The organism is Pseudomonas sp. PvP028, from assembly GCF_017832255.1.
In the GTDB taxonomy this organism is placed as follows: Bacteria; Pseudomonadota; Gammaproteobacteria; order Pseudomonadales; family Pseudomonadaceae; genus Aquipseudomonas; species Aquipseudomonas syringae.
The window spans coordinates 5820254-5845499 of sequence record NZ_JAFIBL010000001.1; the positions used below are offsets into that span (position 1 = coordinate 5820254).

At 59.3% G+C, this 25246-nt stretch carries 22 protein-coding genes; 1 reads left to right on the forward strand and 21 read right to left on the reverse strand.

What is annotated here, in order from left to right; all coding sequences use genetic code 11:
• The first annotated feature begins 51 nt into the window (after window positions 1-51).
• Window positions 52-948 (forward strand): LysR substrate-binding domain-containing protein, encoded by an 897-nt coding sequence (locus tag JOE34_RS24915; RefSeq protein WP_209996781.1) that lies wholly within the window; start codon window positions 52-54, stop codon window positions 946-948.
• Between the two features lie 6 nt (window positions 949-954).
• On the opposite strand, the gene ispD is transcribed toward JOE34_RS24915, so the two are convergent.
• The 21 genes from ispD to pyrH form a co-directional block, all read right to left on the reverse strand.
• Window positions 955-1665, reverse strand: a complete 711-nt coding sequence (ispD, locus tag JOE34_RS24920) for a 2-C-methyl-D-erythritol 4-phosphate cytidylyltransferase (protein ID WP_003314316.1) — start codon at window positions 1663-1665, stop codon at window positions 955-957.
• Between the two features lie 13 nt (window positions 1666-1678).
• Window positions 1679-1957, reverse strand: a complete 279-nt coding sequence (ftsB, locus tag JOE34_RS24925; protein WP_003314315.1) for a cell division protein FtsB — start codon at window positions 1955-1957, stop codon at window positions 1679-1681.
• Window positions 1958-2147: 190 nt separating this feature from the next.
• Window positions 2148-3434 (reverse strand): phosphopyruvate hydratase, encoded by a 1287-nt coding sequence (gene eno, locus JOE34_RS24930; RefSeq protein WP_003339565.1) that lies wholly within the window; start codon window positions 3432-3434, stop codon window positions 2148-2150.
• Window positions 3435-3573: 139 nt separating this feature from the next.
• Complete coding sequence (kdsA, locus tag JOE34_RS24935; protein ID WP_010416375.1) at window positions 3574-4419, reverse strand: 3-deoxy-8-phosphooctulonate synthase; 846 nt, start codon at window positions 4417-4419, stop codon at window positions 3574-3576.
• A 14-nt stretch (window positions 4420-4433) separates the two neighbouring features.
• Window positions 4434-6065 (reverse strand): CTP synthase, encoded by a 1632-nt coding sequence (locus JOE34_RS24940; protein ID WP_003364819.1) that lies wholly within the window; start codon window positions 6063-6065, stop codon window positions 4434-4436.
• 263 nt (window positions 6066-6328) lie between these two features.
• A complete protein-coding gene (tilS, locus tag JOE34_RS24945; protein ID WP_209996783.1) occupies window positions 6329-7666 on the reverse strand; it encodes a tRNA lysidine(34) synthetase TilS in 1338 nt (445 codons plus the stop codon).
• A 136-nt stretch (window positions 7667-7802) separates the two neighbouring features.
• Entirely contained in the window at window positions 7803-8750 is a 948-nt protein-coding gene (accA, locus tag JOE34_RS24950; protein WP_003339568.1) for an acetyl-CoA carboxylase carboxyl transferase subunit alpha, read from the reverse strand.
• 128 nt (window positions 8751-8878) lie between these two features.
• Window positions 8879-12400 (reverse strand): DNA polymerase III subunit alpha, encoded by a 3522-nt coding sequence (gene dnaE / locus JOE34_RS24955; RefSeq protein WP_003314309.1) that lies wholly within the window; start codon window positions 12398-12400, stop codon window positions 8879-8881.
• A gap of 68 nt (window positions 12401-12468) precedes the next feature.
• The gene (rnhB, locus tag JOE34_RS24960) at window positions 12469-13122 is read right to left on the reverse strand and encodes a ribonuclease HII (protein ID WP_024960254.1); all 654 of its coding nucleotides are present in this window, start codon (window positions 13120-13122) and stop codon (window positions 12469-12471) included.
• Window positions 13123-13133: 11 nt separating this feature from the next.
• Complete coding sequence (lpxB, locus tag JOE34_RS24965; RefSeq protein WP_065088539.1) at window positions 13134-14276, reverse strand: lipid-A-disaccharide synthase; 1143 nt, start codon at window positions 14274-14276, stop codon at window positions 13134-13136.
• 2 nt (window positions 14277-14278) lie between these two features.
• A complete protein-coding gene (lpxA, locus tag JOE34_RS24970) occupies window positions 14279-15055 on the reverse strand; it encodes an acyl-ACP--UDP-N-acetylglucosamine O-acyltransferase (protein WP_003314305.1) in 777 nt (258 codons plus the stop codon).
• On the reverse strand, window positions 15052-15492 hold the full coding sequence (gene fabZ, locus JOE34_RS24975; protein ID WP_002554719.1) for a 3-hydroxyacyl-ACP dehydratase FabZ: 441 nt from the start codon (window positions 15490-15492) through the stop codon (window positions 15052-15054). Before fabZ ends, lpxA begins: the two co-directional genes overlap by 4 nt.
• 109 nt (window positions 15493-15601) lie before the next feature.
• Window positions 15602-16657, reverse strand: coding sequence for a UDP-3-O-(3-hydroxymyristoyl)glucosamine N-acyltransferase (gene lpxD / locus JOE34_RS24980; protein ID WP_003314304.1), 1056 nt, complete (start codon window positions 16655-16657; stop codon window positions 15602-15604).
• 2 nt (window positions 16658-16659) lie between these two features.
• Window positions 16660-17163, reverse strand: coding sequence for an OmpH family outer membrane protein (locus tag JOE34_RS24985; RefSeq protein WP_003314303.1), 504 nt, complete (start codon window positions 17161-17163; stop codon window positions 16660-16662).
• Between the two features lie 45 nt (window positions 17164-17208).
• On the reverse strand, window positions 17209-19584 hold the full coding sequence (gene bamA, locus JOE34_RS24990; protein ID WP_024650250.1) for an outer membrane protein assembly factor BamA: 2376 nt from the start codon (window positions 19582-19584) through the stop codon (window positions 17209-17211).
• 74 nt (window positions 19585-19658) lie between these two features.
• Complete coding sequence (gene rseP / locus JOE34_RS24995) at window positions 19659-21011, reverse strand: sigma E protease regulator RseP (protein WP_003339583.1); 1353 nt, start codon at window positions 21009-21011, stop codon at window positions 19659-19661.
• A 117-nt stretch (window positions 21012-21128) separates the two neighbouring features.
• Complete coding sequence (ispC, locus tag JOE34_RS25000; protein ID WP_046266121.1) at window positions 21129-22319, reverse strand: 1-deoxy-D-xylulose-5-phosphate reductoisomerase; 1191 nt, start codon at window positions 22317-22319, stop codon at window positions 21129-21131.
• Window positions 22316-23131: a phosphatidate cytidylyltransferase gene (locus JOE34_RS25005; RefSeq protein WP_003422045.1), complete on the reverse strand. Its 816-nt coding sequence runs from the start codon at window positions 23129-23131 to the stop codon at window positions 22316-22318. Before JOE34_RS25005 ends, ispC begins: the two co-directional genes overlap by 4 nt.
• Complete coding sequence (uppS, locus tag JOE34_RS25010) at window positions 23131-23886, reverse strand: polyprenyl diphosphate synthase (RefSeq protein WP_003314296.1); 756 nt, start codon at window positions 23884-23886, stop codon at window positions 23131-23133. Before uppS ends, JOE34_RS25005 begins: the two co-directional genes overlap by 1 nt.
• A gap of 16 nt (window positions 23887-23902) precedes the next feature.
• Window positions 23903-24460 carry a ribosome recycling factor gene (gene frr, locus JOE34_RS25015; RefSeq protein WP_003314295.1) on the reverse strand — a complete coding sequence of 186 codons (558 nt, stop codon included), beginning with the start codon at window positions 24458-24460 and terminating at the stop codon, window positions 23903-23905.
• Window positions 24460-25200 (reverse strand): UMP kinase, encoded by a 741-nt coding sequence (gene pyrH / locus JOE34_RS25020; RefSeq protein WP_003339591.1) that lies wholly within the window; start codon window positions 25198-25200, stop codon window positions 24460-24462. The genes frr and pyrH overlap by 1 nt, the downstream gene beginning before the upstream one ends.
• Window positions 25201-25246: the final 46 nt, after the last annotated feature.

Below are 25246 nucleotides of genomic sequence, written 5' to 3' on the forward strand. Positions count from 1 at the left end.
GACGAGTAATACGGCTAAAAGCAAAACATTAATGCTGTACAGGGATAATTGATGTACACCAATCGTTGGGAAGGTCTGGATGAGTTCGTCGCCGTCGCGGAATGCGGGCAGTTCACCGCCGCGGCTCTGCGGCTCGGGGTCTCCTCGTCGCATGTCAGCCGTCAGATCGTGCGCCTTGAAGAACGCCTGCATACTCGTCTGCTCTACCGCAGTACCCGCAAGGTCGCGCTCACCGAAGCCGGTCAGACCTTTCTGCATCACTGCCAGCGCCTGCAGGACGGCCGCGAAGAAGCACTGCGCGCGGTGGGCGATCTGGCCAGCGAACCGAAGGGGTTGTTGCGCATGACCTGCGCCGTGGCCTATGGCGAGCGCTTCATCACGCCGCTGGTCACACGCTTCATGGACCTGTACCCGCACCTGCGGGTCGATATCGAGCTGAGCAATGAAACGCTGGACCTGGTTCATGAAGGCATGGACCTGGCGATTCGTCTGGGTCGGCTGCAGGACTCGCGCCTGGTCGCAACCCGCCTCGCGCCACGGCAGATGTACCTGTGTGCTTCGCCGTCCTACATCGAGCGTTACGGCAGACCGCACAGCCTTTCGGAACTCAATCGCCATAATTGCCTGATCGGAGGCAGCGATACCTGGCAGCTCCAGCAGAACGGGCGTGAATTTTCCCAGCGCGTGCAAGGCAACTGGCGCTGTAACAGCGGCCAGGCCGTGCTGGATGCCGCGTTGCATGGCGTGGGTTTGTGTCAGTTGCCGGATTACTACGTGCAGAAACATCTCAACGACGGCACGCTGGTCTCATTGCTGGAGGCGCATCAACCGCCCAACACGGCCGTGTGGGGGCTCTATCCGCAGCAAAGGCACCTGTCACCCAAGGTGCGCAAGCTGGTGGATTATCTCAAGGAAGGCTTGGCGATGAGGGATGAGTACCGCCAGTAGCGGGGCCTAGCGCCCGAACTCGCTACGGCGCTGGCGCAGCCATTCCAGGTCTTCCGGGCGCGTGACCTTGATGTTGTCTGAGCGTCCCTCGATCAGGCGTGGAGATTGCCCCGCCCACTCGATGGCCGATGCCTCATCGGTGATGCTGACGTTAGAGACCAGGCTGTCCGCCAAGGCGCGATGCAGGGCCCCAAGACGAAACATCTGCGGCGTGAAGGCTTGCCAGATCAGGCTGCGATCCACTGTTTCCAGCACACGACCGCTGCTGTCGGCACGCTTGAGCGTATCGCGGGCCGGCACGGCCAGCAGGCCGCCAACAGGATCATCGGCCAGTTCGCCGAGCAGATTGTCCAGATCACTGCGCGCCAGGTTCGGACGCGCAGCGTCATGAACCAGCACCCAGTCATTATCACTGGCGCCCTGCGCATGCAGGTGCAGAAGCGCATTGAGCACCGAGCCTGAGCGCTCGCTGCCGCCGTCCACGCGCTGAATGCGAGTGTCATGCGCGCAGGGCAATGCAGCCCAGTAAGGGTCGTCCACAGCCAGACTGATCACAAGCCCCTTGAGCCGGGGGTGATCGAGAAAGCAAAGCAGGCTGTGTTCCAGAATTGTCAGGCCGCCCAGTGGCAGGTACTGCTTGGGACGGTCGGCTGCCATGCGAGCACCAATGCCCGCTGCAGGTATCACTGCCCAGAAGGCAGGAAGAAAGTCTTTCATCGCACCAACTTGATTATTGCGCGAGCTGGTAAAGGGTTTCGCCGTCCTTGACCATGCCCAATTCATGTCGGGCACGCTCTTCGACGGTTTCCAGACCTTTTTTCAATTCCATGACCTCGGCATCGAGCACACGGTTGCGCTCAAGCAGCACCTGATTTTCAGCGTGCTGGTCGGCAATCTGCTGAGTCAGGCTGGCCACTTGCGCGAGGCTTCCGTTACCGACCCAAAGGCGGTACTGCAAGCCAGCCAGCAACAGGAGCAGGACGAGGAACAACCAGTTAGGACTGCGCATTGAAATATCAGGTACCCAGTAAAAAAGACAGCAGAGCCAACGTGAACAACAAACGACTGAGGGCATTGAGCCTGACATAAGCCAGGCTCAATCACTCCAGATTACCGCGGAGCGTCAGCATCGGAGCTGCACAGGCGAGTCAGGGAACCCGAATCCGTGCAGCACTCTGCGTCTTTTTACCATCTATGGCTCAGCCGCGAAACTCGGCACGACCACGATACACAGCCTTGGAGCCCAATTGCTCCTCGATGCGCAGCAATTGGTTGTACTTGGACACGCGATCGGAGCGGCACAGCGAACCGGTTTTGATCTGACCGGCAGAGGTGCCCACAGCCAAGTCAGCAATGGTCGAATCTTCGGTCTCGCCGGAACGGTGAGAGATGATTGCCGTGTAACCGGCAGCCTTGGCCATCTGAATGGCTTCCAGGGTTTCGGTCAGCGTACCGATCTGGTTGAACTTGATCAGGATCGAGTTGGCGATCTTCTTGTCGATGCCTTCCTTGAGGATCTTGGTGTTGGTCACGAACAGGTCGTCACCTACCAGCTGGGTTTTCTCGCCGATCTTGTCGGTGAGGATTTTCCAGCCATCCCAATCGGACTCGTCCAGACCGTCTTCGATGGAAATGATCGGGTGCTTGCGAGTCAGCTCGGCAAGGTATTCGGCGAACTCGGCAGAGCTGTATTCGCCCTCTTCGCTCAGCTTGTACTTGCCGTTCTTGTAGAACTCGCTCGCTGCGCAGTCCAGCGCCAGGGTCACGTCGGTGCCCAGCGTGTAACCCGCATTGGCAACCGCCTCGGCGATAGCGTCGAGCGCTTCCTTGTTGGACGCCAGGTTGGGCGCGAAGCCACCTTCGTCACCCACTGCGGTGTTCAGGCCACGCGCTTTGAGTACAGCCTTGAGGTGATGGAAAATCTCGGTGCCCCAGCGCAGGCCTTCAGCGAAGGATTTGGCGCCGACAGGCTGGATCATGAATTCCTGGATGTCGATGTTGTTATCGGCATGCTCGCCACCGTTGATGATGTTCATCATCGGCACCGGCATGGAGTACACGCCCGGTGTGCCATTGAGGTTGGCGATGTGCGCGTACAGCGGCAGGTCCTGATCCTGCGCCGCGGCCTTGGCAGCTGCCAGAGAGACCGCGAGGATGGCGTTTGCGCCCAGGCTTGCCTTGTTTTCGGTGCCGTCCAGCTCGATCATCGCGTGATCCAGCGCCTTCTGGTCAACCGGGTCCTTGCCCAGAAGCAGGTCACGGATAGGGCCATTGATGTTGGCCACAGCTTTCAGAACGCCCTTGCCCATGTAACGGCTCTTGTCGCCATCACGCAGCTCCAGCGCTTCGCGCGAGCCGGTTGAGGCCCCGGACGGCGCACAGGCGCTGCCGATGATGCCGTTATCGAGGAGCACATCTGCTTCTACGGTGGGATTGCCACGGGAGTCGAGAACTTCACGACCTTTGATGTCGACGATTTTTGCCATTGTTGTAAACACTCCAAGATTGACGAAAACGACGCAGCTGGGGAAACAATGCTCGCAATCAGACGCAGAAAAAGGCAGGTCTGAATGCGACAACCCCGTCACGAATGACGGGGAACGGCACTTTACCGGAGAACCCTGTTCAAGCGGTCTCTACGATCGGAAAACTCTTTACAAGTTCATCCAGGGACTTGAGCTGGGCCAGGAACGGCTCGAGCTTGTCCAGACGCAGGGCACATGGCCCGTCGCATTTGGCGTTATCAGGATCCGGATGGGCTTCAAGGAACAGGCCGGCCAGATTCTGACTGATACCGGCCTTCGCCAGATCCAGCACCTGAGCGCGGCGCCCGCCAGCAGAATCGGAACGACCGCCCGGCATCTGCAGGGCGTGGGTCACGTCGAACAGAATCGGATATTCGAACTGCTTCATGATGCCGAAGCCAAGCATGTCCACGACCAGATTGTTGTAACCGAAGCTGGAGCCACGCTCACAGAGAATCAACTGATCGTTACCGGCCTCTTCGCACTTGGTCAGGATGTGTTTCATTTCCTGGGGTGCAAGGAACTGGGCTTTCTTGATGTTGATGACTGCGCCGGTTTTCGCCATCGCGACGACCAGATCGGTCTGCCGCGACAGGAAAGCCGGCAACTGAATGATGTCGCAGACTTCAGCCACCACGGCGGCCTGATGCGGCTCGTGAACATCAGTGATCAGCGGCACGTTGAAGGTGCGCTTGATCTCTTCGAAAATACGCATGCCTTCTTCAAGGCCCGGCCCACGGTAGGAGTTCACCGAAGAGCGGTTGGCCTTGTCGAAGCTGGCCTTGAACACGTAAGGCATACCGAGCTTTTCGGTGACCTTTACGTATTCTTCACAGACCTGCATGGCCATATCCCGGGATTCGAGTACGTTCATACCGCCGAACAGCACCATTGGCTTGTCGTTGGCGATCTCGATCGAACCTACGCGGATGATTTTCTGAGCCATGTCTGCAGTCCCTGTCAGGAATTTTTCTGATGTTGAGCCAGTGCCGCCTTGACGAAGCCGCTGAACAGCGGATGACCGTCACGGGGCGTGGAGGTGAATTCCGGGTGGAACTGGCAAGCGACGAACCATGGATGATCCGGTGCTTCGACCACTTCAACCAGCGCGCCGTCGCCGGAGCGGCCGGAAATCTTCAGGCCCGCCTCGATCAGTTGCGGCAACAGGTTGTTGTTCACTTCATAGCGATGACGATGACGTTCGACGATCACGTCCTTGGTGTAGCAGTCGTGGACCAGCGAACCGGCTTCAAGCTGGCACTCTTGCGCGCCCAGACGCATGGTGCCGCCCAGATCGGAGCTTTCGGTACGGGTTTCGACTGCGCCGGTGGCATCTTCCCACTCGGTGATCAGACCCACTACAGCGTGCGCGCTGGTGCGATCGAACTCGGTGGAGTTGGCGTCTTTCCAGCCCAGCACGTTACGGGCGAACTCGATGACCGCGACCTGCATGCCCAGGCAGATGCCCAGGTACGGAACCTTGTTCTCACGGGCGAACTGAACGGCAGTGATCTTGCCTTCGACGCCGCGCAGACCGAAGCCACCGGGAACCAGGATCGCATCCACGCCTTCCAGCAGGCCGGTGCCCTGGTTTTCAATGTCTTCAGAGTCGATGTAACGCAGGTTGACCTTGGTGCGATTGGTGATACCGGCGTGGCTCATGGCTTCGATCAACGACTTGTAGGCATCGAGCAGCTCCATGTACTTGCCGACCATCGCGATGGTCACTTCGTGTTCCGGGTTGAGCTTGGCGTCGACGACCTTGTCCCACTCGGACAGGTCGGCACCACCACATTGCAGGCCGAAGCGCTCGACCACAAAATCGTCCAGGCCTTGCGAATGCAGAATGCCCGGGATCTTGTAGATGGTGTCCGCGTCTTCGAGGGCGATGACCGCACGCTCTTCGACGTTGGTGAACTGAGCGATCTTGCGACGCGAGGAAACGTCGATCGGGTGGTCGGAACGGCAGACCAGCACATCAGGCTGCAGGCCGATGGAGCGCAATTCCTTCACCGAATGCTGGGTCGGCTTGGTCTTGGTCTCGCCGGCAGTGGCGATGTACGGCACCAGCGTCAGGTGCATCAGCATCGCGCGGCGTGCGCCGACTTCGAAGCGCAACTGGCGGATGGCTTCAAGGAAAGGTTGCGACTCGATGTCGCCCACCGTGCCGCCGATCTCGACCAGCGCCACGTCGGCATCGCCAGCACCCTTGATGATGCGGCGCTTGATTTCATCGGTGATGTGCGGGATGACCTGAATGGTCGCGCCCAGGTAATCACCACGGCGCTCTTTGCGCAGGACGTGCTCGTACACACGACCGGTGGTGAAGTTGTTGTTCTGGGTCATGGTGGTGCGGATGAACCGCTCATAGTGACCAAGGTCCAGGTCGGTCTCGGCGCCGTCGTGAGTGACGAATACCTCACCGTGCTGGAACGGGCTCATGGTGCCTGGGTCCACGTTGATGTACGGATCCAGTTTGAGCATGGTGACCTTGAGTCCCCGCGCCTCCAGGATGGCCGCCAATGAAGCCGAGGCAATGCCTTTCCCCAATGAAGAAACAACACCGCCCGTGACGAAGATGTAGCGCGTCATGAAAAACCCTAGAAGTCTGCGTTAAAGCGGTCAGAGCCGCCGGGGATAGCGAAGGAAGGCCGAAGCCCCCGATTACCGACAAAATTCACGGTGCACTCCCGAAACTGCTGCGTTGAAACCGACCGGCCGAAGCCCGTGTGGTGTGCGCTACATTTTAAGAATTACCCAGTAAATACTGGTTGGTAACCGGCAACTCGTGTCGTTTCAAAAGAGCCGACAGAAGCTGTATCAAGAAGGGAGCGTAGTCTACCTGAAAGGGCCTTTCAGCTCAAACTTTGGTCGCCGGTCGGCATAACCCAGCGCAAACGCCAGTTTTCATTGGGCGAACCGTCCAGTCCAGGCAGGTTGGCGACGGCCAGCAGCACGTTATCGAGGTACAGCAGCGGCAATCTGCCGCGCAGAAACGCCGGCACTGACTGCTCGTTGAGCAGACGCTTGAGATCACGGCTGCCGCGCCCGTCCAGGCGTAACACTTCACCGCCCTGCCGATAGCGGATTTGCAGACACCCCGACGGCGCGTCGCCTTCCAGAACCACGCAGCCATTACCCGGCAAGTCCAGCGGCACACCAGGGTCCGGCCAGTCCATTGCCTGACGACAGAGCGGCTCCCAGTCAGCGGGCACCCACCAGATACAATTCTGCGCCCTGTGCAGCGTTCCATCAGCAAGCCGCCATAACGGACCTGCGTCATGCGCCGCATCGCGCAATGCCTCCCAGCCAGCCCAGTGATCGGTGTCCGGCAGGCGCGTCAGTGGCGCAAGCCAGTGACGCAGTGCATTGCGCTGCCGGGCTGCGGACAATGCGGCAATCGGCCCAAGACTCAACACCGGCAGGCCAACCCAAGTGAACGACGTTGCAGCCTGCGCGTTGGCAATATCCTGCAGCGCGAGCTCGTCGAGCAATTGCTGCGCTTCGCCGAGGTGGCGCGCAGTACGCGCCAGACTGGCCGCTGCCTGCGGCCATCTGGAGGTCAGCAACGGCAATACCTGACTGCGCAAAAAATTGCGCGAGAACTGCTGATCGTCATTGCTGGGATCTTCGATCCAGTTCAAGCCGTGCCGATGCGCGTAGTCTTCCAGATGCTTTCGCGACACATCCAGTAGCGGCCTCAGCAGATGCCCACGCCCCAGCACGCGCTGATCGGGCATGGCAGCCAGACCGCGTACGCCTGCGCCGCGCAGCAGACGGAACAACAGGGTTTCGGCCTGATCATCGCGATGCTGCCCCGTCAGCAGCACCTCGCCCTCAACCAGCCGCTCACTGAAGGCGCTGTAACGCGCCTGCCGGGCAGCCTGCTCGAGACTTGCAGCGGGCTCGACCTGAACGCGAACAGACTCGAATGCCACCCCGAGCGTCTTGCAGACCTGCTGACAATGCTCTGGCCAGCCATCGGCAGCAGTCTGCAGACCGTGGTGCACATGGATGGCGTTGAGCGCAGGCAGGGTTTCGCGACTGGCGAGTTCAGCCAGAAGATGCAAAAGCACGGTTGAGTCGAGGCCGCCGGAGAAACCGACATGCCAGACAGGCGCATTGCGCCATGGGGCCAGGACTTGAAGAAGCCTGGCAGAAAGATCATGACCGGTGCGTGTGGGAGTGGTCATGAATGTTTTTCACCGGCCTGGCGGGTTCGCACACTAAGTGCTGCAGTGCTCAAACCCGCCCTTTCGCGAACAGGTTCGCTCCCACGCCCTTCGGGCAGAAGCCCGCAAGACGTGGAAACAATCGGGGCGACGCAGCTTACAGACCGTAGCTCATCAGTCGGTCATAACGGCGCGCCAGCAGCTCGTCGTTATCGAACTCCTTGAGCATCGCCAGCTGACTGCTCAGCTCTGCGCGAATCAAGGCAGCGGCGGCGACCGGATCACGATGCGCGCCACCCAGTGGCTCGGCGATGACCTTGTCGACGATACCCAGACCTTTCAGGCGGTCAGCGGTGATGCCCATCGCTTCAGCAGCATCCGGGGCCTTCTCGGCGGTCTTCCACAGAATCGACGCGCAGCCTTCCGGAGAGATCACCGCGTAGGTCGAGTACTGCAGCATGTTCAACTGGTCACAGACACCAATCGCCAGCGCACCACCAGAACCGCCTTCACCGATGACGGTAGCGATGATCGGCGTCTTGAGACGGGCCATCACGCGCAGGTTCCAGGCAATCGCTTCGCTCTGGTTGCGCTCTTCCGCGTCGATACCCGGATAGGCGCCCGGCGTATCGATAAAGGTCAGGATCGGCATCTTGAAGCGCTCGGCCATTTCCATCAGACGGCAGGCCTTGCGATAGCCTTCGGGGCGCGGCATGCCGAAGTTGCGGCGAACCTTCTCGCGCACTTCCCGGCCTTTCTGATGGCCGATGACCATGACTGGCTGGTTGTCCAGACGGGCAATACCGCCGACGATCGCCGCATCATCGGAGAAATGCCGATCACCGTGCAGCTCATCGAACTCGGTAAAGATATTTTCGATGTAGTCCAGCGTGTAAGGACGACGCGGATGGCGCGCCATGCGCGCGATCTGCCAGCTGGTCAGGTTGCCGAAGATGCTTTCGGTGAGCGTCTTGCTCTTGTCTTGCAGCCGGGAGATCTCGTCGCCGATGTTCAGCGAGTTGTCGTTACCCACCAAGCGCAGTTCTTCGATTTTGGCCTGCAAGTCAGCGATAGGCTGTTCGAAATCAAGAAAATTCGGGTTCATAGGCATCCGTCTTGGGTCGACGGCCAAGAGGCCGGCCGGTTGATCCGTCTGCGCCGTTCCTGTTCGGAACCGGCGCGTTCAGGTCGAAATTAAAATTCAGGGTTGAGCGCAAGTCGAGCCTGCGACGTTCAACGATACTGGAGAAAGACGTTCTCACGTCCGAACTGGTCACGCAGAGCTTGAATCAAGCTGTCCGCAGGATCAATCCGCCATGCTTCTCCCAATTGCAGCAATGCGCGGGCGTCCTGCCCCGTGTAGTCCACCGTGATCGGACAGGCACCGCGATGGCGCTTGCACAGATCGCCCAGCCAGCGCAGCCGGTCGCCCTTGAGCGCCTCGGCACGCACCGTCACACGCAGGCTCTCGGCCAGATTGGTGCGAGCATCCTCGATACTCATGACACGCTTGGCCCGCAAGCGCAGCCCACCGGAGAAGTCATCATTACTGACTTCGCCCTCGACTACCACCATAGCATCGGTCTGCAACAGTGACTGAGCCGAATGGAACGCTTCGGCAAACAGCGACGCCTCGATGCGCGCCGAGCGATCGTCCAGGGTAATGAACCCCATCTTGTCGCCCTTCTTGTTCTTCATGACGCGCAGGGCAATGATCAGGCCCGCGACTGTCTGGGTGTCTCTTGCCGGCTTGAGATCAATGATGCGCTGACGAGCGAAACGGCGGATCTCGCCTTCATATTCATCGATCGGGTGCCCGGTCAGGTACAGCCCCAGGGTTTCCTTTTCACCACGCAGACGATCCTTGAGGCTCAGCTCGCGGGTCTTGCGATGATTGGCGTAGACATCGGCATCCGCTTCGACGAACAGACCGCCGAACAGGTCGGCGTGACCACTGTCATGACTGCGTGCAGTCTGCTCTGCCGCCTGAATGGCTTCTTCCAGCGCGGCAAGCAGCACCGAACGGTTACGGTCGATATTGGCCTGATAGGCCTTGGGCTCCAGTTCGAAGTACGGCCCGAGACGATCCAGCGCACCGCTGCGAATCAGACCATCCAGGGTGCGCTTGTTGACCCGTTTAAGGTCGACGCGAGCGCAGAAGTCGAACAAGTCCTTGAACGGCCCGTCCTGGCGCGCATCGGTAATCGCCTCGACTGGCCCCTCGCCTACGCCCTTGATCGCGCCAAGGCCATAAAGAATACGGCCATCGTCGCTTACCGTGAACTTGAACTCCGAGGTGTTCACGTCCGGCGCGTCGAGGCGCAGCTTCATCGTGCGCACTTCTTCGATCAAGGTCACGACCTTGTCGGTGTTGTGCATATCCGCCGACAACACCGCCGCCATGAACGGCGCCGGGTAGTGAGTCTTCAGCCAGGCAGTCTGGTACGACACCAGCCCGTAGGCTGCGGAGTGGGACTTGTTGAAACCGTAACCGGCGAACTTTTCCACCAGGTCGAAGATGTTACCGGCAAGGTCCGGGTCGATGTTATTGGTCTTGCAGCCATCGATGAAACCACCGCGCTGCTTGGCCATTTCCTCGGGCTTTTTCTTGCCCATGGCACGACGCAGCATGTCCGCACCGCCAAGGGTGTAACCGGCCATGACCTGGGCGATCTGCATCACCTGTTCCTGATACAGGATGATGCCGTAGGTCGGTGCCAGTACCGGCTTGAGGCCTTCGTACTGGTAATCGACATGCGGATAGGACAGCTCGGCGCGACCGTGTTTACGGTTGATGAAGTCGTCGACCATGCCCGATTGCAGCGGGCCGGGACGGAACAGCGCCACCAGTGCGATCAAGTCTTCCAGACAGTCGGGCTTGAGCTTTTTGATCAGCTCTTTCATGCCGCGCGACTCGAGCTGGAACACCGCCGTGGTCTCGGCGCGCTGCAGCAACTGATAGGTCGGCATGTCGTCGAGCGGAATGAACGCGATGTCCAGCGGTTCTTCGTTGACCTTGGCGCGGTCGCGGTTGATGGTCTTGAGCGCCCAGTCGATGATGGTCAGGGTACGCAGACCGAGGAAGTCGAACTTCACCAGCCCCGCAGCCTCGACATCGTCCTTGTCGAACTGGGTCACCAGACCGTCACCGGCCTCGTCGCAATAGATCGGCGAGAAGTCAGTCAGCTTGGTCGGGGCAATAACCACACCACCGGCGTGCTTGCCGACGTTACGCACGATGCCTTCGAGCTTGAGCGCCATCTCCCAGATTTCCGCCGCTTCCTCATCCACCTTGAGGAAATCGCGAAGAATCTCTTCCTGCTCGTAGGCCTTTTCGAGGGTCATGCCGACTTCGAACGGGATCATCTTCGACAGACGATCGGCCAGCCCGTAAGACTTGCCCTGCACCCGCGCCACGTCACGCACCACCGCCTTGGCGGCCATGGAACCGAAGGTGATGATCTGGCTGACCGCGTTGCGACCGTACTTCTCGGCCACATATTCGATCACCCGGTCACGACCATCCATGCAGAAGTCGACGTCGAAGTCAGGCATGGAAACCCGCTCCGGGTTCAGGAAGCGTTCGAACAGCAGGTCGTATTCCAGCGGGTCGAGGTCGGTGATCTTCTGTACATAGGCAACCAGCGATCCGGCACCCGAACCACGACCCGGCCCCACCGGTACGCCGTTGCTCTTGGCCCACTGGATGAAGTCCATCACGATCAGGAAGTATCCGGGGAAGCCCATCTGGATAATGATATCCAGCTCGAAATTCAGCCGGTCGACATACACCTGACGCTTGGCTTCGTAATCTTCGGTCGTGTCCTTGGGCAACAGGACTGCAAGACGCTCTTCCAGGCCATCGAAGGAGACCTTGCGGAAATACTCATCGATGGTCATGCCATCGGGAATCGGGAAGTTGGGCAGGAAGTGCGTGCCCAGCTTGACGTCGATGTTGCAGCGCTTGGCAATCTCGACGGTGTTTTCCAGCGCTTCCGGCAGGTCGCTGAACAGCTCGGCCATTTCTTCCGGGCTTTTCAGGTATTGCTGATCGCTGTAGTTGTGCGAGCGACGCGGGTCGTCCAGCGCACGCCCTTCACCGATGCATACGCGGGTTTCATGGGCTTCGAAATCGGCCTGTTTGATGAAGCGCACATCGTTGGTCGCCACCAGCGGGGCGCCGTGACGCTCGGCCAGGGCCACCGCAGCGTGCAGATGCTCTTCGTCATTGGCGCGGTTGGTACGCTGCACTTCGATATAGAAGCGGTCAGGAAAGACTTCCAGCCACTCGCGCAACAGTTCGTCGGCCTCCCCCGGATTGCCGCCAAGCAAGGCCATGCCGATTTCGCCTTCCTTGGCCGCAGAAAGCGCGATCACGCCTTCACTGGCCTGCGCGACCCACTGGCGCTGAATGACGATCTGACCGTTACGCTGGCCTTCGATAAAGCCTCGGGAAATCAGCTCGGTCAGGTTGCGGTAGCCCTGGGCATTCATGGCCAGCAGGCTGATGCGGCTGAGCGCGGCATCTTCGTCCCTGCCCGCCAGCCACAGATCAACACCACAGATCGGCTTGATGCCGGAGCCCTGAGCGGCCTTGTAGAACTTGACCAGCGAACACATGTTGTTCTGGTCGGTCACCGCCACGGCGGGCATGTTCATGCCGGTCAGCGCCTTGATCAACGGTTTGACCCGGACCAGGCCGTCAACCAGCGAATATTCGGTGTGCAGGCGTAGATGAACGAAAGAAGCCGGCATGGTGATCCTATAAAACGCGAAAATACAAAAAACGAAGGGCAGGATTGTAGCTGGCCCGGAGTGAAACGTCAGTCCTGCAGCAAACCGACTGACGGCGCAAGCGAGCCGCCCATCATTATCGTTGCGCGCGCTTCGTGGGCTGCACGCACCGGTGCAAAGGAACGCCGATGAATGGGCGTAGGCCCGAGCCGGGCCAGTGCTTCCAGATGCACCGGCGTAGGATAACCCTTGTGCCCACCGATGCCATAACCCGGATAGATGAGTTCAAACGCCGCCATTTCTCGATCCCGACTCACCTTGGCGAGAATCGAAGCGGCAGCGATGGCAGGTACCTTGGAGTCACCCTTTACCACCGGCGCCGAGGGCACCGACAACTGCGGGCAGCGGTTGCCGTCGATAAGCGCCAGTCTGGGCGTGATACTCAAGCCTTCGACTGCGCGCTGCATGGCCAGCATCGTGGCGTGCAGGATATTCAACTGGTCGATCTCTTCGACTTCAGCCCTGGCGATGAACCAGCAAAGGGCTTTCTCCTGAATTTCGACGAAGAGCTTCTCGCGCCTGGCTTCGGTCAGTTTCTTCGAGTCATTGAGACCGAGAATGGGCCTGGTCGGATCGAGAATGACGGCGGCGGTTACCACTGCACCGCACAGCGGGCCGCGACCCACTTCATCAACACCCGCCACCAGGTCCTCGACGAGGGTAAAATCCAGACCTGTTTGCATCATGGGCGACCTCACAGTGAAGGCGACCGTCCGAGCAGGCTCAATACCGCATCGGCGGCCTGATTGGACGCATCGCGGCGCAGGATCCGGTGAATGGCATCAAAACCGGCGGTTTGCTCGCGACCGTCTTCGATCAATGGCAGCAGCGTACGCGCCAGGGCTTCTGGCGTAGCGTCGTCCTGCAGCAGTTCAGGCACCAGCAGACGCTGGGCCAGCAGGTTGGGCAGCGACACGTAAGGGCTTTTGACCATTCGCTTGAGAATCCAGAAGGTCAGCGGCGCCAGGCGGTAGGCAACCACCATGGGGCGCTTGTACAGCAGGGCTTCCAAGGTCGCGGTGCCGGAGGCGATCAGTACCGCATCGCACGCGGCCAGGGCGACGTGCGACTGGCCGTCGAGCAGCGTGACGGGCAGATCACGACCCTGCAGCAATTGCTCCACCTGAGCTCGCCGCTGTGGGCTGGCGCAGGGCAGCACGAAACGCAAGTCAGGGCGCCGGGCAAGCAGCAGCTCGGCCGTGTCGAAAAACAACCCGCCCAGACGCCCCACCTCACCGCCCCGACTGCCCGGCATCAAAGCGACAACCGGCGTATCCTGCGCGAATCCCAGGCCAGCGCGAGCACCTGCACGATCGGACTCCAGGGGGATGGTATCTGCCAGCGGGTGACCGACAAAACGCACCGGTACGCCCTGCTCTTCGTAGAAACGCGCTTCGAACGGCAACAGGGTCAGCATCAGATCACAGCCTTCACGAATCTTCAGCACACGCTTCTGACGCCAGGCCCAGACTGACGGGCTGACGTAGTGCACGGTCTTGATGCCGGCGCGACGCAGTTGAAGTTCGATGTTGAGCGTGAAGTCAGGGGCGTCGATGCCGATGAAGACATCCGGCTTTTCATTGATCAGGGTCTGGACCAGCAACTTGCGCCGGGCCAGCAGTTCGCGCAGTCGCCCGAGCACTTCAACCAGCCCCATCACCGATAGACGTTCCATCGGGAAGGAGGACTGCATGCCTTCGGCTTCCATCAACGGACCGCCGACACCGATGAAGCGGATATCGGGATGGCGCACCTTGAGGGCACGCATCAGACCGGATCCGAGGATATCGCCGGATGCTTCACCCGCGACCAGAGCGATACAGAGTGGGCTGCTCATGATTAGCGAATGATGCCGCGAGTCGACGTCTGAATGGACTGAAGAAATACCGCCACTTCAGGAAACTGCGCCGCAGGCTCTGCCAGATCGGCCAGCGCCTGGCCGATGGTCAGACCCTGACGATAAACCGTCTTGTAGGCTCTGCGCAGCGCATGAATGGCTTCTTCGGAGAAACCCCGACGGCGCATGCCCTCGAAGTTCATGCTGCGCGCCTCGGCCGGGTTGCCAAAGACCGTGACGAACGCGGGTACATCCTTGCCGATCGCAGTGCCCATGCCGGAGAAGCTGTGCGCACCGATGTGGCAGAACTGATGCACCAGAGTAAAGCCGGACAGGATAGCCCAGTCATCGACGTGAACATGGCCTGCCAGGGCGGTGTTGTTGACCAGAATCACGTGGTTGCCGATCACGCTGTCATGCCCGATGTGGGCATAGGCCATGATCAGGTTGTGATCGCCCAGCGTGGTTTCGGCACGGTCCTGAACGGTTCCACGGTGAATGGTCACGCCTTCGCGGATCACATTGTGATCGCCGATGACAAGGCGGGTTTCCTCGCCCTTGTATTTCAGATCAGGCGTGTCCTCACCCACCGATGAAAACTGGTAGATGCGGTTGTGCTTGCCGATTCTGGTTGGCCCCTTGAGGACAACGTGAGGACCGACGACTGTACCCTCGCCAATTTCCACACCGGGTCCGATGATCGACCAAGGGCCGACCTCAACATTGTCGGCCAGAACGGCCGTCGGATCGATGATTGCGCGAGGGTCAATCAAACTCATAGTTTGCGTTCCGCACAGATGATTTCAGCAGAGCAGACTGCCTTGCCATCAACTGTAGCCTTACATTCGAACTTCCAGATCTGGCGCTTGCTGCTCAGGAATTTCGCCTCGAGAACCAGTTGGTCGCCCGGCAGAACCGGCTGACGGAAACGCAGTTTGTCCGAACCGACGAAATAATAGAGCGTGCCGTCCGACGGCTTGGAGTCGAGCATCTTGAACGCAAGAATACCGGCAGCCTGCGCCATCGCTTCGATGATCAGCACACCCGGCATGATGGGATGCTCAGGGAAATGACCGTTGAAAAAAGGCTCATTGACGCTGACATTCTTGTAGGCGCGAATGTTCTTGTTCTCGATATCCAGCTCGGTCACGCGATCCACCAGCAGGAACGGGTAACGATGAGGCAGGTATTCGCGAATTTCTTTGATGTCCATCATTTCGAGGGGAAGCCTGTAGTAAAGATTAGGAGTGCGTCGCGACTGCGCAGCACCCCTCTACATCAAGGAGGCAGTTTATCGACTGAGCACGCTTGATATTAAAAAGGTATCAGCCATCAGATGAGCGATTACCCGAGGAGGTCACCGTCTCTACAACCTTTTCGAGCTTTTGCAGACGTCGCGCCATGTCGTCGATCTTGCGCAGACGAGCTGCGCTCTTGCGCCATTCGTCCGCTGGTTGCATAGCCGTACCCGAGGAGTAAGAACCAGGCTCGGTGATGGAGTGCGTGACCATGGTCATACCCGTGATGTAAACACCATCGCAAATATCGATATGCCCCACCAGACCAACCCCGCCCGCCAGCATGCAATGCTTGCCGATTTTGGTGCTTCCAGAGATACCAACACACGCAGCCATCGCCGTGTGATCGCCGACCTGCACGTTGTGGGCAATCTGAATCTGGTTGTCCAGTTTGACGCCATTGCCAATTCGCGTATCAGCCAGCGCACCCCGATCGATTGCCGTATTGACGCCAACCTCGACGTCATCACCAAGGGTGACGCCACCGATCTGTGCAACCTTGTGGTAGATACCTTTATCCTGGGCAAAGCCAAAGCCTTCGCCACCCAGCACAGCACCCGACTGGATGACCACGCGCTTGCCAATGCGCACATCGTGGTAAAGCGTTACCCGCGGGGCCAGCCAGCCGCCTTCACCGATCTCGCAGCGAGCGCCGATGAAGCAGTGAGCACCGATGGTGACACCTGCTGCAATGCGCACACCGCTCTCGATCACAGCAAAAGCGCCAATGCTGGCAGCAGGATCAATCAGTGCATCTGCGGCAATCACTGCCGTCGGATGAACGCCTGCGCTACTTTTAGGCTTGGGATCGAAAAAATGCGAAATGCGCGCATAGGCCAGATAAGTATCAGGAACCACCAGCGCATTACCGGTATAACCTTCGGCGTCTGCCGGCTTGAGCAGCACGGCAGTGGCCTGGGTATCGACCAGCAATTTACGATACTTGGGATTTGCCAGGAAACTGACTTGACCAGGGCCGGCCTCTTGCAAAGTGGCCAGCCCGGTGATTTCGATATCCTTGTCGCCACGTAACGTAGCACCAAGGAACTCGGCCAACTGGCCGAGCTTGATGGTTATGCTCATGGTTACTTCAGCTGGTTCATGCGCTCGATGACCTGGCGAGTCACGTCATACTGTGGCTTGACGTCGATCACCGCACCGCGCTCGAAAACCAGGTCGAAACCACCTTTCTTGATGACTTCTTCTACAGCCTGATCCAGCTTAGGCTTCAACTGCTTGAGCATTTCGCGGTCAGCAACGGCCTTGGCTTCGTTCAGTTCCTTGGACTGGAACTGGAAATCACGGGCCTTTTGCTTGAATTCAAGCTCCAGACGCTCGCGCTCAGGCTGAGCCATCTTGTCGCCACCGCTGACCAGACGATCCTGAATGCCCTTGGCGCTGCTTTCCAGGCTTTTCAGCTTGGTCAGTTGCGGGCCGAATTTCTTCTCGGCGTCCACTGCGTAACGCTTGGCAGCGTCCGATTCCAGCAAGGCCATCTGATAGTTCAGTACCGCAATTTTCATGTCGGCGAATGCAGGGCTTGCGACCAGTACGGTTGCCAGCATTACCAGTTGAGTCAACTTACGCACAATACAACTCCTACAAAATTCGTTGCGTTATCAAAGATCAGACGCTTAGAAGGTCTGACCCAGGGAGAATTGGAAAACCTGCGTTTCGGCTTCGTCGTCCGGCTTCTTGATCGGCATCGCCAGAGCAAAGCTCAGCGGGCCGAGTGCGGTGATCCAGGTGACGCCGATACCCACAGAGCTGGCCATGCCGGAAAGGTCGATGTCGTTGCATTCGACTTTCTTGCCTGACGCGCTTGTTCTGGTCGAGTCGCACTTGGTATCGAAGACATTACCCACGTCCCAAAAAACAGACGTCCGCAGCGAGCGCTGATCCTTGACGAATGGCAGCGGGAACATGACTTCTACGCCACCCTGAACCAGGGCGTTGCCACCGAACGGCAGTGGATCCTGATCCGGGTCCGCCAATGTGCCCGGCTTGGAACCGTTACTTGGCGTACTGCGCGGACCAAGGGTGCTGTCCTTGAAGCCACGTACCGAGTTGAAACCGCCCGCATAGTAGTTCTCGTAGAACGGCAGACCCGAGGTCGAACCGTATCCGTCACCATAACCCAGCTCGGTGTGCAAACGCAGGGTGTAGTTATCGGTGATCGGGTGGAAGTACTGAGCACGGTAATCCAGCTTGAAGAACGACAGGTCGCTACCCGGCAAGGTGGATTCGAACACCAGGCTTTGCGAGTGACCACGGGTCGCCAATACACCCTTGTTCAGAGTCGATTCAGACCAGCCAACCGAGCCCTTGAAGTTCAGGTACTTGTCGCCTTCCTTCTCGACGAAGTCGAAAATCTCGTCAACGGTGTACTTGCCGGTCTTGATCTCGTCCTGCTGCACAGAAAGGCCGTAAGTCAGGCGCGAGGTCTCGCTGATCGGGTAGCCAAGGTTGATACCGGCACCCAGGCTGTCAACCGCATAGCTTGCAACATCAACGTCGAGGTCATCGTAGTTGGTGGTGCGATAGAACGCGCTGTAACCCAGGCTGACACCGTCCGGCGTGTAGTACGGATCGACGTAGCTAAAGTTGTAACGGCTCTGGTATTCGCTGCGGGTCAGACCGATGCTGACCTTGTTACCGGTACCCAGGAAGTTGTTCTGGCTGATCGAACCACCGAGGATCAGACCGGCGCTTTGCGCAAAGCCCACGCTGGCGGTGATCGAACCGGACGCCTGCTCTTCAACGGCGTAATTCACGTCGACCTGATCGTCGGTGCCAGGAACAGGTGGCGTTTCGACGTTGACTTCCTTGAAGAAGCCCAGACGATCCAGACGGGTTTTCGACTGGTCGATCAGGTAGGTCGATGCCCAGCCGCCTTCCATCTGGCGCATTTCGCGACGCAGCACTTCGTCTTCCGACTTGGTGTTGCCGCGATAGTTGATACGGTTGACGTAGGCACGCTTGCCCGGGTCGACGACAAAGGTGATATCGACCGTGTGGTCTTCGTTGTTCGGCGTCGGCACACCGTTGACGTTGGCGAAGGTATAGCCTTCGTTACCCAGACGACGGGTGATCAGTTCGGACGTCGTGGTCATGACCTTGCGTGAGAAGACCTGGCCCGGCTGCACCAGCAACAGGGATTTGACCTGGTCTTCAGGGACCTTCAGGTCACCGCTGAGCTTGACCGACTTGACGCTGTACTTCTCGCCTTCGTTGATGTTGACCGTGATGTACACGTTCTTCTTGTCGGGCGTGATCGACACCTGGGTCGAGGCGATATCCATGTTGATATAGCCGCGATCGAGGTAGTACGAACGCAGACGCTCAAGGTCACCGGACAGCTTTTCACGGGCGTACTTGTCGTCATTCTTGAAGAACGACAGCCAGTTGCTGGTCTTGAGCTCGAACAGGTCGGTCAGGTCTTCGTCGGAGAAGACCTTGTTGCCCACCACGTTGATGTGCTGAATGGAGGCTACGGTGCCTTCATTGATGTTGATCTTCAGGCCGACGCGGTTGCGCGGCTGAGGAACAACCTCGGCGTCAACCTCGGCAGAGTAACGGCCCTGGGCAACGTATTGACGTTGCAGCTCGTTACGCACGCCTTCGAGGGTGGCACGCTGGAAAATCTCACCTTCGGCCAGACCGGACTGTTTCAGCCCCTTCATCAGGTCCTCGGTGGAAATGGCCTTGTTACCCTCGATTTCGATACTCGCAACCGAAGGACGCTCGACGACGTTGATGACGAGCACGTTGCCGTCGCGACCCAGCTGGATATCTTGAAAGAAACCGGTTTTAAACAGCGAACGGGTAGCATCGACCAAACGACCATCGTCCGCCTGCTCGCCTACGTTCAGCGGCAGTGCACCAAAGACGCTGCCGGCGGAAACCCGCTGCAGGCCGTTGACACGGATATCGGAGATGGTGAAGGACTCGGCGTGAACTTCAGCGATCATCAGTGCGGAAAGAACCGCAGTTAGCAGCAGACGTTTCATGAAGTCCTTTCTTATTCCAACTGGCAATAAACAAACTGCCGCAAAATGCGGCAGATTCGCAACTCGGCAACGCTTTACAGTCGGCCCAGATCGTTGACCAGCGCGAGCAACATTACGCCCACTACCAGACTGATACCGATCTGCGCCCCCCAACCTTGGACCTTTTCCGAAAGGGGACGACCACGCGCCCACTCGATCAGATAAAACAGCAAATGCCCCCCGTCCAGGACGGGAATGGGCAGCAGATTCAGAACACCCAGGCTAATACTCAGATAAGCGAGGAAGTTCAGAAAATCTCCGATGCCCGACTGGGCCGAAGCGCCCGCCACTTTAGCAATGGTTATCGGTCCACTCAAGTTTTTTACCGAGAGCTCGCCGAACAACATTTTCTTCAGCGAGTCCAGAGTCAGCACACTCATGTTCCAGGTGCGCTTCACGCCCTCGGTCATCGCCGCGAAAGGCCCGTAGCTGACCTCGCGCAGCATTTCCGGTGGCCAATCGACAGCTTTCACACCAGCACCCAGGTAACCCGCGGCAGCCTTGCCCTCGCCTTTGGCCGCGAGCGTCACCGGCACGTCCATTTGCACGCCATCACGCTCGATGCGCAGCGAAATCTTCGCTTCGGGGCGCTCGCGCACCCGATCGACAACCTGTTGCCACTCCTCGAGCGGCTGACCGTCCATCGAAATCAGACGATCACCCGATTTAAGCCCTGCGCTCTGCGCCGGACCTTTCGGATCGATTTCTGCCAGCACCGGCAGCAGCGCCGGACGCCACGGGCGAATACCCAGCGACTTGATCGGATCAGGCTCTTCTGCCCCTCTCAGCCAGTCATTGAGTACCAGCTCACGGGAAGTGTCGACCGTAGAACCCTGATCCCGGACCTTGAAAGCGATGGTACCGCTTTCACCCAGGCGACGGACCAGCTGCAGGTTGACCCCGGACCACCCAGAAGTAGGCTCGCCATCGACAGCGACGATTTCCTGTCCGGCCGTCAGGCCAGCCTGCTGGGCGATACTTCCGGACTCGACTGCGCCGATCACCGGGCGCACCTGTTCGCTGCCCATCATCGCCAGCACCCAGAAAAATGCGATGGCGAGAAGGAAATTGGCTGTCGGGCCGGCGATCACGATCGCAATGCGCTGGCCTACTGTCTTGCGGTTGAACGACTGGTCGGCGAGCTCGGGCGGGACATTGCCTTCGCGCTCGTCGAGCATTTTCACATAGCCGCCCAGAGGAATGGCAGCGACGACGTATTCGGTGCCCTGACGGTCATGCCAGCGCAGAAGAGGCGTGCCGAAGCCTACTGAAAAACGCAGCACTTTGACGCCACAGCGACGAGCCACCCAAAAGTGGCCGAATTCGTGGAAGGTCACCAGCACGCCCAACGCAATCAGGGTGCCGAGAATCATGTATAAAGCGCTCATCAGCCTTCTCCGGGTACCGACTGGTCGGCCAGTGTGTTAATCATTGCAGACCTCCAGGCCCGCCCTTGACGCACCACATCAACCCTTTCACTCACATCTTGTCGGGTTGTCAGATCGCTATCGCCCGTTTCTTTCAAGCCATTGGCCCGCCAACAAACGCGCTTTGGCATCGGCGGCAAACACCGCATCAAGCCCTTCGACCGCGGTGACAGGCTCATGATCCAGAACCTCTTCGATAATACCGGCGATTTCCAGGTAGCGGATACGCCCGTCGAGGAATGCCGCAACGGCCACTTCATTAGCCGCGTTGAGCATGGCAGGTGCGCTGCCTCCAGCCTCTGCCGCCTGTCGCGCCAGCCGTAGACAGGGGAATCGCTCCTCGTCCGGCGCCTGAAAATCAAGCTGGCCGATACGAAACAGGTCCAGTGGCGCAACGCCAGAGTCTACACGCGCAGGCCATGCCAGTGCATTGGCGATGGGCGTACGCATGTCGGGATTGCCCAATTGAGCCAGCACTGAGCCATCGACGTAATCGACCAGCGAGTGGATCACGCTTTGCGGGTGAATGACCACCTCGACCTGATCCGGGCGCGCATCGAACAGCCAGCAGGCTTCGATCAGCTCGAGCCCCTTGTTCATCATGGTTGCCGAATCGACGGAGATCTTGCGCCCCATCGACCAGACCGGATGGGCACAGGCCTGCTCAGGCGTGACATTGTGCAACTGCTCCAGCGGCGTTTCGCGAAACGGCCCGCCCGAGGCAGTCAACATGATCCGCCGAACACCGACGGCACCCAGCCCGCGAGCGAAGTCGCCGGGCAGGCACTGGAAGATCGCATTGTGCTCACTGTCGATCGGCAACAGCACAGCGCCACTCTGCCGAACGGCCTGCATGAACAAGGCGCCGGACATGACCAGCGCTTCCTTGTTGGCCAGCAATACCTTCTTGCCCGCCTCCACCGCAGCCAGCGTCGGACGCAAGCCGGCAGCCCCGACAATGGCGGCCATGACTGCGTCTACCCGAGGGTCTGCGGCTACTTCGCACAGACCGCCCTCGCCGACCAGCACCCGGGTATCGAGCCCGGCCGCCGCGAGGTCATCCTGCAGCTTGCGGGCGACCATCTGATCAGGCACTACGGCGTACTGCGGCGTGTGCCTGATGCACAAGGCCAGCAATTCGTCCAGGCGACTGAAGCCGGTAAGCGCGAACACTTGATAAAGCGCTGGATGACGGGCAACGACATCCAGAGTACTCAGCCCGATGGAACCGGTTGCACCCAGAATGGTGATTTGTTGCGGCCGACTCACATGACACCCCAGTCAGCGGCCCAGAGCAGCACCGCAAATACCGGGATGGCCGCCGTCAGGCTGTCGATACGGTCGAGCACCCCGCCGTGGCCAGGCAGCAGATTGCTGCTGTCCTTGACCCCGGACTGGCGCTTGAACATGCTTTCGGTCAGGTCGCCAATCACCGAAATGAATACGATCACCGCGGCACCAAAGAGCGCTGCTATGAACTGCGCAACCGTCCAGTCGCGGGAAACGCCCACTGCTGCCGTGATGCCCAGGCTGACGACCAGACCGCCATATACGCCCTCCCAGCTCTTGCCAGGGCTTACCTTGGGTGCCAGCTTGCGCTTGCCAAAAGCCTTGCCGGAGAAATAAGCGCCGATGTCGGCGGCCCAGACCAGCACCATCACCGACAGAATCAGCCAGTTACCCAGCGGCCATTGCTTGATCAGGACCAGACCCTGCCATGCAGGCAGCAGAATCAGAAGGCCGATAACCAGCTTGCACGCTGCACTCGCCCAGTGGCTGCTCGAGTCCGGATAGGTAAGGACCAGAAAGGTCGCAACACTCCACCAGATGACGGCGGCAACCAGCACCCAGGGCTCCAGCCCCGGCAGCAGGTACATGAGAAATAGCAGAACGGCGACCACAGCCGCATAACCGATACGCATCGACTGCGCGGCAAAACCTGCGAGCCGCGCCCATTCCCAGGCACCCAGAACGACAACCACCCCGATGAACAGGGCGAAGTACATGCCGGTCAGCAGGAAAAACCCGCACAAGGCGATCGGCAACAGAATGAGTGCCGTGATGATCCGTTGTTTCAGCATTAAGCCCGGGCTCCAGCTTCTACCTGTTCGCTGGTTTTACCGAAGCGACGTTGGCGAGAAGCGAAATCTGCCAGCGCAGCGCGCATGGCATCGTGTTTGAAGTCCGGCCAGAACAGGTCGGAGAAGTACAGCTCGGCGTAGGCCAGCTGCCAAAGCAGGAAGTTGCTGATGCGATGCTCGCCGCCGGTGCGTATGCACAGATCCGGCAACGGCAAGTCGCCGGTGGCCAGGCAGGTCTGCAACAACTGGGGAGTAATGTCCTCCGGCTGCAGGTGTCCGGCCTGAACCTCACGCGCCAGCCGCTGGGCGGCCTGCGCGATGTCCCACTGCCCACCGTAGTTGGCAGCGATCTGCAGCACGAAGCGGCTGTTGCCAGAGGTGCGCACTTCCGCCTCGCGCATGGCAGCCTGAAGCTCAGGATGAAAGCGCGAGCGGTCGCCGATGATCCGCAGGCTGATCTCGTTCTCGTTCAGGCGCTTGGTCTCACGGCGCAACGCCGTGAAAAACAGCTCCATCAGCGCGCCAACCTCTTCGGCCGGGCGCTGCCAGTTTTCACTGGAGAACGCGAACAGTGTCAGTACTTCGACCCGGGCTTCAGCGCAGACCTCGATAACGGCCCGCACAGCATCGACACCCGCCTTATGGCCTGCAACGCCTGGCAGCAGGCGTTTCTTCGCCCAGCGATTATTACCATCCATGATAATCGCGACATGGCGCGGCACCGAAGACGGCACGGCCGGTTTTATCTTTTCCATGAAAGCGTCCGAAACCTTAAACAGCCATCAGATCGGCTTCTTTCTGCTTGACCGCAACTTCGATTTCCGCAACGAACTTGTCAGTCAGCTTCTGTACGTCGTCAGCCGCACGACGCTCTTCGTCTTCGCTGATTTCCTTCTCCTTGACCAGGTCTTTCAACTGGCTCAAGGCGTCACGGCGAATGTTACGGACGGCCACACGGGCATCTTCCGCGGCATCGCGCGCCTGCTTGGTGAAGCCCTTGCGGGTTTCTTCGGTCAGCGCCGGCATGGAGATCAGCAGCAGCTCGCCCAGGTTGGTCGGGTTGAAACCCAGACCAGAGCTCTGGATAGCCTTGTCGACAGCCGCCAGCATGTTGCGCTCGAACGCCACGACCTGAAGGGTACGCGAGTCCTTGACGGTCACGTTGGCCACTTGGGCCAGCGGGGTATCAGCACCGTAGTAAGGAACCATGACGCCACCCAGGATGCTTGGATGCGCCTTGCCGGTACGGATACGGGTGAAGGCATGGGTCAGCGACTCCAGACTCTTCTGCATGCGGGTCTGAGCATCTTTCTTGATTTCGTTGATCATTATTGTGCTTCCTCGATCAGGGTCCCTTCAGCGCCACCATGGACGATATTCAGAAGGGCACCCGGCTTGTTCATGTTGAAGACGCGCAACGGCATCTTGTGATCGCGACACAGGCAGATTGCGGTCAGATCCATCACACCCAGCTTGCGATCCAGCACTTCATCGTACGTCAGATGATCGAACTTCTCGGCATTCGGGTCTTTGAACGGATCTGCGGTGTACACACCGTCCACCTTGGTGGCCTTAAGCACCACATCGGCGTCAATCTCGATCGCGCGCAGACAGGCAGCAGAATCGGTCGTAAAGAACGGATTACCGGTACCGGCAGCAAAAATCACCACTTCCTTGGCGCTGAGATGGCGCATGGCTTTGCGACGATCGTAATGATCGGTCACACCCACCATGGAAATGGCCGACATCACGATGGCGGTGATATTAGCGCGCTCAAGCGCATCGCGCATTGCCAGGGCGTTCATCACAGTGGCCAGCATGCCCATGTGGTCGCCTGTCACCCGATCCATGCCCGCAGCACTCAGGGCCGCGCCACGGAACAGGTTGCCGCCACCGATCACCAGACCGACCTGAACGCCGATACCGACCAGCTGGCCGACTTCCAGCGCCATGCGGTCCAGCACCTTGGGATCAATGCCGAACTCTTCTGAGCCCATGAGGGCCTCACCGCTAAGCTTGAGTAGAATGCGTTTATAGCGAGCCTGATAACCACTGCCCTGCTGAGCCATTGCGAATCTCTCCTGCGGCGTTTTCTGAAAAAAATCTGTGCGGGCT